Consider the following 15,759-nt stretch of genomic DNA (forward strand, 5'->3'; position numbering starts at 1 on the left):
TTTTTATCTTTGCCATCCATCAATAAAAAATAAGATGTCAGCCTGTTTAAGCCCGTTGACATCTGTCATTTACAGCATATGTCAGAACTAAGGATATATAATTCATTACACCGTCAAAAAGAAGTATTTACATCATTAACACCCGGTCACGTAGGCATGTATGTATGCGGACCTACCGTATCCGGTGAATCGCACCTGGGCCATGCCCGCCCCTATATTACCTTCGATGTGGTATATCGCTATTTACAGCACCTGGGCTACAAAGTGCGTTATGTACGTAACATTACCGACGCCGGCCACTTTGAAGAAGAAGGCCGTGCCGCAGAAGATAAAATCTCCAAATTTGCCACACTGGAAAAGCTGGAGCCCATGGAACTGGTACAGAAATATACCAACCTGTTTCACTGGGCCATGCTGCAATTCGGCAACCTGGAACCCAGCATAGAACCTACTGCTACCGGTCATATCATTGAGCAGATCGAAATGATTAAAACGATCATGGAAAAAGGCTATGCTTATGAAGTAGATGGCAGCGTATATTTCGATGTAAAAAAATATGCCGCCAGTTATGACTATGGCATCCTGAGCGGACGTATACTCGAAGACATGCTGGAAACCACCAGGGAACTGGAAGGCCAGGACGACAAGCAAAACAAAGCCGATTTCGCTTTATGGAAAAAGGCGCCGCCAGAACATATTATGCGCTGGCCAAGCCCGTGGGGCGAGGGTTTCCCCGGATGGCACATTGAGTGCTCTGCCATGAGTTCCAAATACCTGGGTAACCAGTTCGATATCCACGGCGGCGGTATGGACCTTCAGTTTCCACACCATGAATGCGAGATTGCACAAAGCGAAATTGCGCATGGCGATATGATGGCCCGTTACTGGATGCACAATAACATGATTACCATCAATGGTCGTAAAATGGGAAAGGCTTATGGCAATACCATTAAGCTTACGGAGATGTTTACCGGCGATAATCCTCAGTTGGAGAAGGCATATAGCCCCATGACCATCCGTTTCTTTGTGTTGCAAACGCATTACCGCAGCACACTGGATTTTTCCAATGAAGCCCTGCAGGGCGCCGAAAAAGGATTACAACGCTTATGGGCAGCCTATGAAACCTTACAGAAGCTTTCCTACAACGCAGCAGCAGGCCAACCGCTCAACGAAGAACTGGACAAACAGGTACGCCAATGGTGCCTGGAGTGCGCCGAATTCATGAACGATGACTTCAATACGGCAAAAGTATTGGCGAACCTGTTTGAAACAACTTCAATAGTGAACTCCCTGAAAGGCGGACAGATAAAAATGCACGAAATCAGCGAAACAACTTTCCACCTGTTGCAGGAAACCTGGAAAACTTACCTGGTAGATATCCTGGGTATACGCCAGGAAACAATTACAGGAGAAGACAATAAACTGGATGGGGTATTACAGATGCTGATCGAGATGCGTAAAGAAGCCAAGAGCCGCAAGGACTACGCTACTTCCGACAAAATCCGGAATGAACTGCTGGCTATCGGCGTACAGTTGAAAGATGAGAAAGACGGTACCGTTTCCTACAGTCTTCAATAATATTAAAAATACACCTGAAATAATGCGTAAAGCTCTTATTGCACTGACAGCGCTGGCCATAACGGCCGGCGCTTGCCAGCAGAATAGCCAGACTACCGATAACAACAACGACAGCACCGGCACCAGCAAAGTAGCCAAAATAGATGTGCCGGTACCCGTTTTCCAGGCCGATTCTGCCTATGCTTATACTGCCAAACAGGTAAGCTTCGGACCAAGAATCCCCAATACACCGGCACAGGAAAAATGTGCCAGTTGGCTGATCAGCAGCTTACGCCCCTGGGCAGATACCGTATACGTACAGCGCACCACGGTTATTGGTCCCAAAAAGGAAAAACTACCCTGTATTAATATCATTGCCAGCTTCAATCCTGCTGCCAAACAACGCATCCTGTTGCTGGCGCACTGGGATACCCGTCCCTGGGCTGATGAAGATGCTTTCGATAAAACCAAAAAGCTGGATGGCGCAGATGATGGCGCCAGCGGCGTTGCTGTTTTGATGGAAGTAGCCCGGCAAATGCGGCAGCAGAAACCAGAAGCCGGCGTAGACATCCTGCTGGTAGACGTGGAAGATTATGGCGCGAAGAGCGATGAAAATTCGTTTTGCCTCGGTACCCAATATTGGGCGCATAACCCGCACATACCTGGCTACAAGGCTAACTATGGCATTTTACTTGACATGGTGGGCGGTCGCAATTCGCAGTTCTATATGGAGGGCTCTTCCAAACAATATGCCCCCGCGCAAATGAAAATGTTCTGGGATGTAGCTAACAAACTGGGCTACTCTGATTTGTTCCGCTACGAAAATAACGGGGCCTATATTACCGACGATCACATCGCGGTTAATACGATTGCCAACATTCCCACATTCGATATCATTGCATTACAGGCCAATAACGACTTCGCGCCACACTGGCACACCCAGAATGATAATATAGATGTGATAGACCGCAAAACACTGAAAGCAGTAGGTCAAACGCTGCTGCAGGTAATCTATACACAGCCTTTCAGTTATTGATAACCCGGCCTATACGCCGGAGTAGTGGATGATAGGACGTATCAACTAAAACACTGTTTTATGCCCAGGTCAAACGGCACCCCGGCAGCCGAGCCGGTTCATTACCAGGTACATCTCAGCAAGGATAAGAAGCTGCAAAAGATTATTACCGGTCCTTTGTCAACCTTACCTATACGAAAAAACATTGCGCTTAAACTGATTGGCTCTATTATGAGCCAGCAGCTATCTACCAAAGTAGCAGATGTAATTTACGCCCGCTTTTTAAATCTCTATGCAGGCGAAGAACCCACTGCGCAGCAAATCCTCGACACGCCGGCGCTTACGCTCCGTGGTATAGGGTTATCCAATGCTAAAGTAACCTATGTACATAATGTAGCCGCCTTTGTGATCGCTGAAAAATTAACGGATGCAAAGCTCCGGAAAATGAGCGATGAGGAAGCGATCACGTATCTTACCCAAATCAAAGGAGTAGGCCGCTGGACAGTAGAAATGCTGCTCATGTTTTTCCTGGGCAGGGACGATATATTTTCCCTGGACGACTGGGGGCTGCAACAGGCCATGATAAAACTTTACAAACTGGACCGGGACGATAAAAAAGCCTTCCGCGATCAACTGCGCCGGATATCGGCGAAATGGTCGCCCTACCGCACTCATGCCTGTCGCTACCTGTGGGCCTGGAAAGATAATACCCCGGATAAATAACATCACATATACATTGCGTAGCACGTTGGTATCTTTATGCCATGAACGTACCGGAACACCATCAGTTGCGGCTACTGGCCATAGTTTGCAATTGAAAAATTGAAAAGAACCGACCCTGTTTTGTTGATTTAACCACCCTAAAAGAATGCATCTGCTATGAAAAACCTTATTTTATTAATCGGAAACGACATTAACAACATCTCCCGGGGACAAAGCTGGAAAGACTTGTTGGGAGATATCATCTCCTTCTGCCATGCCAATGATACCGTAGTACTGGATGAGAAAAAACCTTTTCCCCTGCTCTATGAGGAAATTTTCCTGACAGCCAGCAAAAACCACCGGATACGGGAAAAAGACCTGAAATCCTTTATCGCCATTAAGGCAGCGGAAATCAAGGGCAACGGCATCCATAGCGCCATCCGGGCACTCAAGCCAGCACATATCCTCACCACCAACTATGAATTTACACTGGAAGGAATTACGCCATTGGAGAATACCAGTATTATCAACGAAAAGTTTTACAGCATTTTCAGGAAATACAGTGTCAACGACATCAATTACTGGCATATACATGGCGACTGCCTGAATCCTATGAGCATTAACCTGGGCTTTGAGCACTATGGCGGCCAGTTACAGCTGATGCGTAATTATGTAGTCAGCGGTACCGTATATACGTCTAAAGAAGTCCCAAAACCTTCTTTACTCAAACGTATCCACACCAGGCAGGTATATTTCCATTCCTGGATAGACCTGTTCTTTACGGAAGATATTCACATCTTCGGCTTATCGCTCGATTTTGTGGAAACAGACCTCTGGTGGCTGCTTACTTACCGGGCCAGGCAGAAATTCCATCACAAGAATGTACCGGTACCTAATAAAATTTATTACTATATCCCGAACGATTATGTGCCATCTTCAAAATATAAACTGGACCTGTTGAAAGCAAATGATGTCACCGTTATCAGCCTACCGTCGCCTGATAAGGTGACCTATTATGAATCTATCATACAATTACTGGGAGCGCCCAGTCAAATAGCCTACCATGGCTCACTTAGCTAATAAGAGGTAGCTAACAGCCAGACTGGCAGCGTTTTTGCAAAATATAGCGTAATCTAACAAAAGGTAAAACCTCATGGCTCCTTTTGTTGTTAATTATTAAAATCTATATTTTATGCTATTTGAACTAGCGATTACGTTCGCCACTACTATTCTGGCCCCGGTACAGCAAAAACAGCCCAGCACCAAAACACAGATTATTTATGTAAAAGAATCTAAAGAACCCTGTACTGGCGTAGCTCCTATGGAATGCCTGCAGGTAAAGGAATCCGCCAACGCAGATTGGTCCAACTTTTATACGAATATTAACGGATTTAAATATACGCCGGGCTACCGTTACAAATTGAGAGTAAGCGTTACTCCCGTAAAAAATCCACCGGCAGACGCTCCCAATGTAAAATACACATTGGTGAAAGTGCTGGAGAAAAAAAGAGTACGTGTTACCGCTGCCAACAGCCAGTGGACAAGCATTGCCGGCAAAAAATGGATACTCTCAAAGATGGATAATGCCGACCAGCCGGATGAGGCGATCTGGGTGGAATTTGATACGGATAAGAAACGTATCCATGGAAGAAGTGGCTGCAACGGCCTGATGGGAGGCTTCTCTACCTCCGGCAACAGCATCACTTTCTCCAGGGTAGCAGGTACCCTGATGGCTTGTGAGGCAAGCCTGATGCGCCGGGAAGGTTCCTTCCTCCAACAATTTGGTGATCACACATTCAAATACCAGGTAGTTGGCCAGCAAGTGAGCCTGTTGGAAGATGGTAAACCTGTACTGCAATTCAAATTGCAGGATAAAGACGCCAGACAGGATCAGGGTGGCAATGGCGACACGGACTGGTCCAGTATCAGCGGCAAAAAGTGGGTAATGACGCGTTTAAACGAAGCCAGTATCAGTAATTCCGGCGTATGGCTGGAATTTGATCCCGCCAAAAACCGCTTCTATGGCAAAGGAGGATGTAACAACATTTCCGGTGGCTATTCCACCGCCAACAATGCCGTTACCTTCACACAGGCGGTAAGCACTTTTATGGCCTGCCCCGATGCCGGTGTAATGAGCCGGGAAGCAGACTTCCTGAAAACACTCGGTGGGCATACATTCAAATACACGCTTGCAGATGGTACCATCAGCCTCTTTGAAAACGACCACCTCGTGATGCAATTTGCCATGGAAGATAAATCCGCTGCTGCAGCAAATCCCAACCAGTGGACGTTTATCGGTAGTAAAAAATGGAACGTCATCAAACTCAATGATGCCACACTGACTGATTCCGGGATATGGATTGAATTTGATACCGAAAAAAAACGCTTTCATGGCAAGGGTGGATGTAACAGTATCTCCGGCGGCTACAACGCCACTGGCGACCAGATTAAGTTCGCGCAAGCCGTCAGCACCCGCATGGCTTGTCCCGACCCTGCTGTGATGCGCCGGGAAGCAGATTTCCTGAAATTACTCAGCGAAGCTTCCTATCGCTATGATGTGGCCGATCAAACTTTGAATCTGTATAAAGACGGAAAAATTATACTGATGTTTGGCATGCAGGATAAATAGCTGCCTTCATTAAAATTCAAAAGCCTGGCTAACGTATACGGAAATACGATAGTCAGGCTTTTTTGTGTCAATATCTTACAACGGCAGTATTACATCGCCCTGCTCATTCAATTCCCAGAGAGGATTATGCGCTACCTCCACCAGGTGGCCGTCGGGATCGCGAAAATAGCCACTATAGCCGCCCCAGAATACTTCCTGTGCCGGCTTCACTATCTGCGCACCGGCGCTGCGAGCCTGCTCTAATACCGCATTTACTTCAGCACGGTCGATGGCATTGTACGATAGTGTAAGTCCACCGAAGCCGCTGCCCCTGCCAGGAATGCCTATATCTTCTGCCAGACGTTCCCTGGAATAAAGCGCCAGCACCATACCTCCCAATGGGAAGAACGCAATTTCCTCTTCACTGGCAGGCGATCTTTTCCACCCGAGGCCCTGTTCATAAAACCGGATAGCGCGTGGAAGGTCCTGCACTCCCAGTGTGATCAAAGTTAACTTCTGTCGCATAGCAGCTTTAATTGAATGGTAAATTAAATCCCAGAAGGAAATTATTATCGCCAGCAGCTGGGATTGTCGCCGGCCAATAACTTAAATTCGCGGGTGAGGTGCGCATGATCATAAAAACCATGGTCCAGTGCCAGCGATAGTAAAGTGGCCGATTTCTCCTTCTTCAATTCACGGTGGACACTCACAAACCGTACAATCCGTGAAAATGTTTTAGGAGATACGCCTACTATCCGTAAAAAATTCCTTTCAAAAGTACGGGAACTCATAAACGCTTTATCTGCCAGCACTGCAGGCGCTACATTCCCATTCGATTGACGGATCAGGTGAATGCTTTCCAGGATTGTATTCGCAACAATATTATTTGCAGGCAGCCGCTGCAATAGAAAATTCTCCAGGCAGTTAACCTTTTCTGAAATTGACGATGCTTTTTCTAACAAGGGCACCAACCGGGTATGCCAGTCGCGGGTAATATCGCTGAGCAGGAGATGTTCGTCGGTGGCCAGTTGTAAAGGCAATTCCGTAAAAGCATGAAGACCTCCTGGCTTAAAACGGATTCCTAACATTCCGGTATTACCTTGCCTGACAATATCACGAAAAGCGGTCATCGTACCTACTACGAATGCCGTATTGGGCGCGATCCATATAGCATTGTTGCCCACAGTAACCGGTTGGTCACTGATATTAAAAATGATATCAGCACAGGTATCCGGCAAAATCCGCTGCTGCGAAAATTGCGTAGCCATGCTTACCCAGTATGCATCTACATAAGCAGCCAATAAAGGATGTGGCTGGAAAGTGCTGTACATACTGCAAGTGTAGCAAAAAAAAAGCATTTAAAAGGCAATGGGTAGATGGCCTGAAAAGGCCTCTACCCATTGCCTTTTAATTTAATTGTTTTTAAAATTTAGACGCTACCAGTTTGGCATGATAGGCAAACAGCATCGCGTTGGATACATTATCTCCAACCGTTACCATTACAGGCACCGTTGCAGCAGATTGTACAGGCACCTGTACCACCAGGCTATTGGTATTGGCACTCAGCACCTTCGCGGTTACATTGCCAAAAACCACCTTATTCTGGTTCCTGTTTTCACTAAAACCATGTCCTTTGATAATCAGGAAATTACCTGCTTGTCCTTCTACGGTAACTACTTCTTTTGTGTTTTCTTTGGGATTGAGGTTACAAGCCACCATAGCTACTATGAGCAGCAGGGCTACCACAAACATTTTACAATGTGTCATCTTATTACTTTCTTTTTTGGGGGGTCGGTCACAAACCCTTTTTACAAATAATTCACCGGGGTTAACACTATTGCGATTGCAACTCGGATAGCAACAGCATATATTCGGTATTCAAACGGATGCAAATTTACAACCTATTTTTTAAATAAACATCGATATAAGAAAATATCTTACAAAATAGGTGTTACTACGTATACGGTTATATGAAAACTGAGTGCGCTATTATTTCAGTTTACCAGATACCGATTACTTTCCACCAGCCGCCACCAACACCCATCCAGATGATAATGAGTGCAATACTCAGTATAAACCCGCATTTCCACCAGTCTTTCAGATCTACATAAGTACTTCCGAAAAAAACCGGCGCAGGACCATGCCCGTAATGTGTGAGCGTTCCGAAAATGCCACCGCAAAAACCCAGCACCAACGCCAGCAAAGTACCTGGAATTCCTACGGAAACACCCACGCCTAAAAAGGCGGAATACATAGCTGCCACATGGGCAGTAGCACTCGCAAAAATGTAATGACTATAAAAATATACCAGCACAATTATCGGGAAAGCCATCGTCCATTTCAAGCCGCCCACCTGCTGTTTAATCAGGTCGCTGAACCAGGGAATAAAGCCCAGGGTATTGAGAAAGCTCGCCATCATTACCAGGGCAGAAAACCATACGATCGTATCCCAGGCTCCTTTTTCCGACTTTACATCTTCCCAGGTGAGCACCTGTGATATTAACAGGAATATGAGTCCTATCAACGCCGTAGTAGTAGCATCGATACCAAACAGGTCGCCGGTAATCCAAAGAAATAACAGGATCACAAAGGCCAGTAACATCAACCATTCATTCCGGTGAACGGGTCCCATCTCCTTCAGCTTCTCTGCTGCCATCGCCGGTGCATCACCGGTAGATTTGAGCTCGGGCGGGTATATTTTATACAGTATCCAGGGAACGGCAATAACAGAAAGCAATGCAGGCACTATGGCCGCTGTAAACCAGGACATCCAGGTAATATCGATGCCCATATTTTTGGCAAACTTCTGACACATCGGGTTGCTCGCTGTACCGGTTAAAAACAGGGACGAGGTAATAAGATTCATATTGTAACTGTTCAACGTGAGATAGGCGCCCAACTTACGATGGGTGGCCGGATCTTCAGGAACAGAACCAAAGTTCATCGCCATCGACTTCATAATAGGATAAATAATTCCTCCTCCCCTGGCTGTATTGCTGGGTACTGCCGGCGCCAGCACCAGGTCGGCCAACCCCAGCCCATAGGCCAGCCCCAATGAGCTGCGACCAAATACACGAATAAACAGGTAGGCTATCCGTTTGCCCAGTCCCGTTTTTATGAATCCCCGGGCAATAAAAAAGGAGATGCCGATCAGCCATATCACTTTATCTCCAAAGCTGCTCAGTGCCAGTGTAATGGATTTGGAAGGGTTTCCCGGCGCCAGCACCCCGGTAACTGCTACCAGCGTAATAGCGATCATAGACATAGTGCCCATGCTGGCAGCTTTCATAATAATGCCGACAATCGTTGCCAGGAAAATAGCCAACAGGTGCCAGGCCTCTTCCTTTACGCCCGCCGGCGCAGGAATAAACCACACAATCAGGCCAAATGCCAGCGTAATCAACAATTGCGGATACTTGATTTCTTTCATAATGACGGGCTTTAAAATCTGCATTGAACCTGTGCTATCAACAGGTTGCTGTTATGTGTTTTGGTACCTGGTATATCGCGGTTGTATTGATCTATCTGCATTCCTAACTGAATACGGCCACCATAATCTTTCAGGAAAGCCAGGCTCACCATAGGAATGTAGGATTGCCGTACGGTGCCGTCGTGCTTTTGATCGTCTTTAAAATATTCATAGCGCATCGACACCTCGACAGACGTGAGTTTATGGAAGTTAATCTTGTAGCGGAAATTGGGAAGAATATACACGCCGCTCATAATATACCGGCTAACCGGCTCTTTACGCAAGCTATCCGGCAGCGCATAATAGAGCTGATGGTTGTTGCCCTGCTTATATTCCGACTGCAATTGCAGATCCCATTTAGGCGCCAGCGGTATTACGCCGCTAACATCCACGCCCACTGCATATACGCTTTGCCGCTTTACGGCGCCAAAACCGCCGTTGAGCCCCAGCGACAGCCTATTCATATCGCCCAGCTCCAGCCGGGCGGTACCCAGCTTACCGTTATCATTGTCCGATACCTGGTTGCGGTTATTGCCATTTACTACCGACAGCGCATATTTCATGGGCACTTTGCTGTCTTTATTAAATGCGCCAAACATGGATACGCCTATCTGGAAACTCTGCCAGCCATTGCTGCCGAAGGCATAGTACTGGTTGGAGAAGTCCATCGACTGTATAATATCTACAGGGTATAGATCCTCCAGGCCAAAAGATGGTCTGAATTGACCAATAGTGAAGTTCAGGGCATCGTTCCATCGATAAGATACATAGGCATTTTCCAGTACCTTCCCTTTAGTATCGCCGGAAAACTCCGCGAGATTAATCAATACTGCCGCAGTAAAGCGATCGCTTACCTGCGCCTTGGCCTGTAAGCGGGCCCGTTTGATACTGAAACTATTCCGTACCACTTCTTCTGCATCTGGCTGATGTACCCCATTTACATCTACACCTCTTACGAGCGAACCAGTATAACGGGCCTGGAAAACGCCCCCAAATGAAATCTTTTTTATAAATCCCGGAAGCAGGCGGGTAGAATCTTTCGGCGTACTATCACGTACCGCCGGCGGAGGCAACCAGGCATAAGCGGGAGCCGCAATGAGACAGCACAGCAGTAAAGTAACAAGAGGTAAAAATCGTTTATGCATGCAGGATAGTTATCAGGTTTTCAACAATGAACAGCAACGGCCTTACCCCGGATAACACCGCTTAACAAAAAAGGTTCGAAGTAAGCAGAAAGCGAAAAGCGAAAAGCTATTGTGGAGAATGACCAGAGCGAATTTTTAAATACTCGCTAAGATCATTCTCCACAATAGCTTTTCGCTTTTCGCTTTTCGCTTTTTGCTTTTCGCTTTTCGCTTTCTGCTTTATTTCACCAGCTTCAGCTCATTGATGATATTTTTTGCACCACCCAATTTTTCAATGCACCATAGTACGTAACGTACGTCTACGCAGATAGTACGATTAAACTCAGCGTCGAACTGGATTTTGTGGCTCAGCGCTTCGTAGTTACCATCGAAGGCCAGGCCAATCAGTTCGCCGTTGGCGTTGATAACTGGAGAACCTGAGTTACCACCGGTAATGTCGTTAGTAGTAATAAAACCTACTACTATATCATTGCGTTTAGCATCTTTATACTGACCAAAATCTTTTTTGTTATACAGGTCCAGGTAGTTGGCTGGCAGGTCAAATTCGTAATCGCCGGGAACATACTTCTCGATCACACCTTTCATGGTAGTTACGTAATCGTAGTGTACCGCATCGCGGGGAGCGTATGGTTTCACCTGGCCATAAGATAAGCGCATGGTAAAGTTTGCGTCAGGGTACCTGTTGGCGTTGGGATTCATCTGCATAACGCCTTTCAGGTAGGTACGGCCCAGGTCATTGATTTTGGTGTTGAACTGGGTATACAAGGGCAGGTACTTACCAATATAGTTTTTGATAAATGTGCTGGCATATGCGAAAGCTGGATCGTTCTGCAGGGTAACTGCATCCGGATTGGCTACGAATGCTTTCCATTTGGCATCGTCAAAAATCATAGTATTGCTCATTACGCCGGTGGCCCAGGTACGATACGTATTGTCTTCATCCAGGCTGCCGTACTTGGCTTTCAGCGCATCGTAGAAACCCGCTGGCTGCTGGTCTTTAGCGATGTCGGTGTAATACATATGGCAGGTAGCTGCGAGGATTTTCTGGTCGCTGGGTTTGTTTTCGCCTTCCAGGAAAGCCGTGCGGGCTTTGTCTGCTGCTTCTATGGCCTGTTTCACGGCGTCTTTGGGAGCGCCTGGCGTTACCAGTGCTCTTTCCACACCCATGAGGGAGCCTGCAAAAGATGCCAGCGGGGAGCCCAGGATACCTTCATTCAGGTATACGCGTTGTTTAGCGTAAGGGGTCCATGCTTTATAAGTGGCTTCGTAATCTTTCAATACGTTGGCAAATTCAGGTTTGTCTTGTGCCCATTTAGCAAAAGCAGCTTCCTGTTTTTGTTTATCGGCCAGTACACCATGTTTTTCCAGTTGTTTGGTTTCGCCATCAAAGAATTTCCAGTAGTTGGCGATACCGGCGTAAGAAGAAGCTAACTGCAATTTAACCGCAGGATCTTTCTTCATCTGTTCAAACATGGCTTTCAGTCTAACATCGCGGAGGTTTACCAGGTAAGGGTTTTCAATGCTGGTTTTCAGTTGTATACCATAGGAGGTTTCGTAACGGTTGGTACCGCCGGGATAACCAAAGATCATGGCATAATCATTTTCCTTCACGCCTTTAATAGACACCGGCAGGAAGTGCTTAGGTTTCAGGGGCACGTTGTCGGCGGCATAAGGTGCAGGCTTACCGTCTTTCCCGGTATATACGCGGAAGATGGAGAAGTCGCCGGTATGACGTGGCCACTCCCAGTTGTCGGTGTCACCACCGAATTTACCCACACTTTCAGGAGGGGTACCTACGAGACGGATGTCTTTATAGCGCTCATATACAAACAGCAGGTACTGGTTGCCTTTGAACATAGGTACCACTTTGGCTTCGTAGCCGGTATTGGCAATAGTTTTAGAGATGATATCGCCATATACCTGTTGTTCCTTCTTGGCTCTATCAGCGCCGTCGAGGCCTTTCAGGGCATCTTCCACTTCTTTGGTCACATCTTCTACTCTGATCAGGAACTGTACAGAGAGTTGCGAGGAGGTGATTTCCTCCTGTTTATTTTTAGCGTAAAATCCGTTTTTCAGGTAGTTATGCTCAACAGAGCTGGCGGCGGCAATGGCGCCATAGCCGCAGTGGTGGTTGGTAAAAATGAGGCCTTCGTTGCTAACAATTTCTCCGGTACAACCACCACCAAAAATAACGATGGCATCTTTAAGGGAAGCTTTGTTGATGCTGTACAACTGTTCTTTGGTAAGCTTTAATCCACGCTTTACCATGTCGTTGTATGTTTGTTGCCCCAGTAAATAAGGTAACCACATGCCCTCATCTGCTTTAGCCCACTTGACAGATACGCTAAACAGCAAGAGCAAAACCAGTAATTTTTTTCTCATATTAAATCAGGTTTTGTTTTTTAGGACCTCAAACCTACCTATTTTTTTCCTATTGGGCAGGGGTCGGCAGATCCGTCTACATACATAATAATTATTTTTATATAATAGCTACTGAAAGAAAAACTGGAATATGATTTGCTTAAGGGGAACAGCCTTGAAGGCCATGCCAATTATTTGTTTCATTTAAAATGAGTTGTGATATGAAAAAGATATTCTTAGTACTGGGACTGGCTGCATTTTTTGCCTGCAACGAGAGCAGCCAGCAACAGAAGAAAAAGGAAGAAGTAAAAGAAAACATCAAAAATGCGGCAGAAGACATTAAATCAGCCGCCAATAGTACCGGCGATTACCTGTCTGAACAAAAGGACCAGGCAGCGGAAGCTATCCGGGAACGGATCAGGGAAATAGATCAGACATCTGAGGAGTTGAAAAAACAGGGGGATGAAAAAAGTAAGTCTGCCCGCAGAAAGCTGGGAGCATTAAAAGCGGAGATGAACAGGGAACTGGAAGATGTAAAAAGCAGCAGTGCGGAAAAATGGGACAGTACGCGTACAGCTGTGGATCAATTGATGAAAAAATCGGACAAAGAGTGGACAGACTTCAAACAGGATTTTAAAGATCTGTTCAAAAAGGATTAAAGAATACTGCAGTATATCTTCAAAATTCGGTAATCCTTGTTCCGTGAACATTAATCTTGTAATTTTACCCGGATTAATAGATTTGATTTGTTACTTTCTTATTATCAGGAATTATTAACAGAAGCCGGCTGTGATGAAGCCGGAAGGGGATGCCTTGCGGGTCCTGTGTTTGCGGCAGCCGTTATACTGCCGAAGGATTTCCGTCATCCGCTGCTCAACGATTCCAAACAGTTGAAGGCATCTGACCGGGATATCCTCAGACCGGTGATTGAAGAAAAAGCCATCTGCTATGCCGTGGCCAGTGTAGATAACGTAGAAATTGACAAGATAAATATATTAAAAGCCTCTTTCAAGGCCATGCACCTGGCATTGGAAAAGCTGCAACAACAACCCGAATTTATCCTGGTAGATGGAAATCGCTTTTATGCTTACGGCAGTACGCCCCACGCCTGTATTATCCAGGGCGATGGTAAATATGCCTCCATTGCAGCAGCTTCCATCCTGGCTAAAACCTACCGGGATGAATACATGCAGCAGTTGCATGGGGACTATCCGCATTTCGGCTGGGATGTAAATAAAGGGTATCCTACCAAACAACACCGGGATGCATTACGTGAGTTTGGTGAAACGCCTTTCCACCGGAAATCATTTCGCTTGTTACCAGAGCAATTGGAGTTAGACCTGTAGAAAGCGAAAGCTTAGGGCTCTGTTAACCTTAGACTTATTAATTTTGCCCTATTAGGGAACAATTATGTTAAAGCAGACACAACAGCAAAAATTATTACAGAAGCTTTCACCTCAGCAAATTCAGCTCATGAAATTGCTGCAGGTACCTACTGTAAACCTGGAAGAGAGGATTAAAGAAGAGCTGGAGGAAAATCCTGCCCTGGAATATGGGGAAGAAGCAGGGGAAGACGAATTCAAAGAACAGGAAGAATATGAAACACCTTCCGAAGAAGATGAATTTGAACCCGATGGCAGTGAAAATGAATATGACAATATAGATATTTCTGAATATGTAAGTGAGGGAGATGATGACGTGGCCGATTACAAACTGCGCGATGATAATTATCCCGATCCCGATGAAAGTAATAAAACCATTCCGATCCGGGTGGAAACTTCTTTTCATGAACACTTACTCAGTCAACTCGGCATGCTGGAACTCGATGAGCACCAGAACGCCATTGCAGAACATATCATTGGCAGCATAGACGACGACGGTTACCTGCGCAGGGAAATCAGCTCTATGGTGGATGACCTGTCTTTTTCACAAAATATTGATACCACAGAAGAAGAGATTGCATCGCTGATTAAAAAAATACAGGACTTTGATCCGGCCGGTGTTTGTGCCACCGATCTGAAAGAATGCCTGTTATTGCAGTTGAAACGCAAGTCGCAGGAAGATCCGGGTGTACATAATGCCTACCAGATCCTGGAAAACTACTTCGATGAATTTACCAAGAAGCATTACGAGAAGATACAAAAGGCGCTGAGTTTAACAGATGAAGGCCTCAAAGAGGCCATCACACAGATTATCAGGCTTACGCCCAAACCAGGAGGTAATTTTGCCACCCTGAATAAAGCAGAAAGCTATGTGCTCCCCGACTTCTTTATCCTCAACAACGCCGGCAAACTGGAGCTGACTTTGAACTCCCGCAATGCTCCCGACCTCCGTATTTCCGGCGGATACCGTGAAATGCTGAAGGAATATGACCGGGGCGACAAAAAAGATAAGCGCCAGAAAGAAGCCGTACTCTTTATCAAGCAAAAGATAGATGCCGCCAAATGGTTTATAGACGCCATTAAACAACGGCAACATACGCTCCTCTCTACCATGGAGTCTATCATGGATTATCAGCGGGAATTTTTCCTCACCGGGGATGAAACCACCATGAAGCCGATGATCCTGAAAGATATCGCCGACCGTACACAACTCGATATTTCTACCGTTAGCCGCGTGGCCAACAGTAAATATGTACAAACTGAGTTTGGTACCTTTAAACTGAAATTTTTCTTCTCTGAGTCCCTGTCTACCGACAGTGGCGAGGAAGTATCCACCCGGGAGGTGAAGAAGATCTTATCGGACCTGATAGAGGCGGAAAATAAACGTAAGCCTTTGAGTGACGAAAATCTAACGAAGATGTTGCAGGACAAGGGATACAATATTGCCCGCCGTACGGTGGCCAAATACAGGGAACAACTCAATATTCCGGTAGCCCGTTTACGTAAAGAATTATAAGCAC

14 protein-coding genes are annotated in these 15,759 nt (G+C 46.1%); 8 read left to right on the plus strand and 6 right to left on the minus strand.

Going from position 1 to position 15,759, the window contains the following annotated elements; all coding sequences use genetic code 11:
* The first annotated feature begins 78 nt into the window (after nucleotides 1-78).
* From cysS to HGH91_RS09405, 5 genes are all read left to right on the plus strand, one after another.
* Nucleotides 79-1,578, plus strand: coding sequence for a cysteine--tRNA ligase (cysS, locus tag HGH91_RS09385; RefSeq protein WP_168738199.1), 1,500 nt, complete (start codon nucleotides 79-81; stop codon nucleotides 1,576-1,578).
* 22 nt (nucleotides 1,579-1,600) lie between these two features.
* Nucleotides 1,601-2,593, plus strand: coding sequence for a M28 family peptidase (locus tag HGH91_RS09390; RefSeq protein WP_211092252.1), 993 nt, complete (start codon nucleotides 1,601-1,603; stop codon nucleotides 2,591-2,593).
* Between the two features lie 60 nt (nucleotides 2,594-2,653).
* A complete protein-coding gene (locus HGH91_RS09395) occupies nucleotides 2,654-3,295 on the plus strand; it encodes a DNA-3-methyladenine glycosylase family protein (RefSeq protein ID WP_168738201.1) in 642 nt (213 codons plus the stop codon).
* 156 nt (nucleotides 3,296-3,451) lie between these two features.
* Nucleotides 3,452-4,354 carry a hypothetical protein gene (locus HGH91_RS09400; protein ID WP_168738202.1) on the plus strand — a complete coding sequence of 301 codons (903 nt, stop codon included), beginning with the start codon at nucleotides 3,452-3,454 and terminating at the stop codon, nucleotides 4,352-4,354.
* 112 nt (nucleotides 4,355-4,466) lie between these two features.
* Complete coding sequence (locus HGH91_RS09405; RefSeq protein WP_168738203.1) at nucleotides 4,467-5,903, plus strand: META domain-containing protein; 1,437 nt, start codon at nucleotides 4,467-4,469, stop codon at nucleotides 5,901-5,903.
* Between the two features lie 75 nt (nucleotides 5,904-5,978).
* Here HGH91_RS09405 and HGH91_RS09410 read toward each other — a convergent pair whose 3' ends face one another.
* The 6 genes from HGH91_RS09410 to HGH91_RS09435 form a co-directional block, all read right to left on the minus strand.
* A complete protein-coding gene (locus tag HGH91_RS09410) occupies nucleotides 5,979-6,407 on the minus strand; it encodes a VOC family protein (protein ID WP_168738204.1) in 429 nt (142 codons plus the stop codon).
* A 44-nt stretch (nucleotides 6,408-6,451) separates the two neighbouring features.
* Nucleotides 6,452-7,213, minus strand: coding sequence for a helix-turn-helix domain-containing protein (locus HGH91_RS09415; RefSeq protein ID WP_168738205.1), 762 nt, complete (start codon nucleotides 7,211-7,213; stop codon nucleotides 6,452-6,454).
* Between the two features lie 91 nt (nucleotides 7,214-7,304).
* On the minus strand, nucleotides 7,305-7,649 hold the full coding sequence (locus HGH91_RS09420) for an IPT/TIG domain-containing protein (RefSeq protein ID WP_168738206.1): 345 nt from the start codon (nucleotides 7,647-7,649) through the stop codon (nucleotides 7,305-7,307).
* Between the two features lie 232 nt (nucleotides 7,650-7,881).
* A complete protein-coding gene (locus tag HGH91_RS09425) occupies nucleotides 7,882-9,312 on the minus strand; it encodes an anion permease (RefSeq protein WP_168738207.1) in 1,431 nt (476 codons plus the stop codon).
* Nucleotides 9,313-9,323: 11 nt separating this feature from the next.
* Nucleotides 9,324-10,496: a porin gene (locus HGH91_RS09430; protein ID WP_168738208.1), complete on the minus strand. Its 1,173-nt coding sequence runs from the start codon at nucleotides 10,494-10,496 to the stop codon at nucleotides 9,324-9,326.
* A gap of 219 nt (nucleotides 10,497-10,715) precedes the next feature.
* Nucleotides 10,716-12,878, minus strand: a complete 2,163-nt coding sequence (locus tag HGH91_RS09435; protein ID WP_168738209.1) for a S46 family peptidase — start codon at nucleotides 12,876-12,878, stop codon at nucleotides 10,716-10,718.
* Between the two features lie 200 nt (nucleotides 12,879-13,078).
* Here HGH91_RS09435 and HGH91_RS09440 point away from each other — a divergent pair, with 200 nt between their 5' ends.
* The 3 genes from HGH91_RS09440 (at nucleotide 13,079) to rpoN (ending at nucleotide 15,755) form a co-directional block, all read left to right on the plus strand.
* Entirely contained in the window at nucleotides 13,079-13,516 is a 438-nt protein-coding gene (locus HGH91_RS09440) for a hypothetical protein (RefSeq protein WP_168738210.1), read from the plus strand.
* Between the two features lie 87 nt (nucleotides 13,517-13,603).
* A complete protein-coding gene (locus HGH91_RS09445) occupies nucleotides 13,604-14,203 on the plus strand; it encodes a ribonuclease HII (protein ID WP_168738211.1) in 600 nt (199 codons plus the stop codon).
* A gap of 127 nt (nucleotides 14,204-14,330) precedes the next feature.
* Nucleotides 14,331-15,755: an RNA polymerase factor sigma-54 gene (gene rpoN / locus HGH91_RS09450; RefSeq protein WP_247651698.1), complete on the plus strand. Its 1,425-nt coding sequence runs from the start codon at nucleotides 14,331-14,333 to the stop codon at nucleotides 15,753-15,755.
* Nucleotides 15,756-15,759: the final 4 nt, after the last annotated feature.

The sequence above is a fragment of the Chitinophaga eiseniae genome (assembly GCF_012641265.1).
In the GTDB taxonomy this organism is placed as follows: Bacteria; Bacteroidota; Bacteroidia; order Chitinophagales; family Chitinophagaceae; genus Chitinophaga; species Chitinophaga eiseniae_A.

What these genes read in the sequence shown, in the direction of transcription:
- rpoN (WP_247651698.1), top strand. Translation starts at nt 14,331, where the DNA reads ATGAAATTGCTGCAGGTACCTACTGTAAACCTGGAAGAGAGGATTAAA.
- HGH91_RS09390 (WP_211092252.1), top strand. Translation starts at nt 1,601, where the DNA reads ATGCGTAAAGCTCTTATTGCACTGACAGCGCTGGCCATAACGGCCGGC.
- HGH91_RS09440 (WP_168738210.1), top strand. Translation starts at nt 13,079, where the DNA reads ATGAAAAAGATATTCTTAGTACTGGGACTGGCTGCATTTTTTGCCTGC.
- HGH91_RS09405 (WP_168738203.1), top strand. Translation starts at nt 4,467, where the DNA reads ATGCTATTTGAACTAGCGATTACGTTCGCCACTACTATTCTGGCCCCG.
- HGH91_RS09395 (WP_168738201.1), top strand. Translation starts at nt 2,654, where the DNA reads ATGCCCAGGTCAAACGGCACCCCGGCAGCCGAGCCGGTTCATTACCAG.
- cysS (WP_168738199.1), top strand. Translation starts at nt 79, where the DNA reads ATGTCAGAACTAAGGATATATAATTCATTACACCGTCAAAAAGAAGTA.
- HGH91_RS09430 (WP_168738208.1), bottom strand. Translation starts at nt 10,496, where the DNA reads ATGCATAAACGATTTTTACCTCTTGTTACTTTACTGCTGTGCTGTCTC.
- HGH91_RS09415 (WP_168738205.1), bottom strand. Translation starts at nt 7,213, where the DNA reads ATGTACAGCACTTTCCAGCCACATCCTTTATTGGCTGCTTATGTAGAT.
- HGH91_RS09435 (WP_168738209.1), bottom strand. Translation starts at nt 12,878, where the DNA reads ATGAGAAAAAAATTACTGGTTTTGCTCTTGCTGTTTAGCGTATCTGTC.
- HGH91_RS09420 (WP_168738206.1), bottom strand. Translation starts at nt 7,649, where the DNA reads ATGACACATTGTAAAATGTTTGTGGTAGCCCTGCTGCTCATAGTAGCT.
- HGH91_RS09410 (WP_168738204.1), bottom strand. Translation starts at nt 6,407, where the DNA reads ATGCGACAGAAGTTAACTTTGATCACACTGGGAGTGCAGGACCTTCCA.
- HGH91_RS09400 (WP_168738202.1), top strand. Translation starts at nt 3,452, where the DNA reads ATGAAAAACCTTATTTTATTAATCGGAAACGACATTAACAACATCTCC.
- HGH91_RS09425 (WP_168738207.1), bottom strand. Translation starts at nt 9,312, where the DNA reads ATGAAAGAAATCAAGTATCCGCAATTGTTGATTACGCTGGCATTTGGC.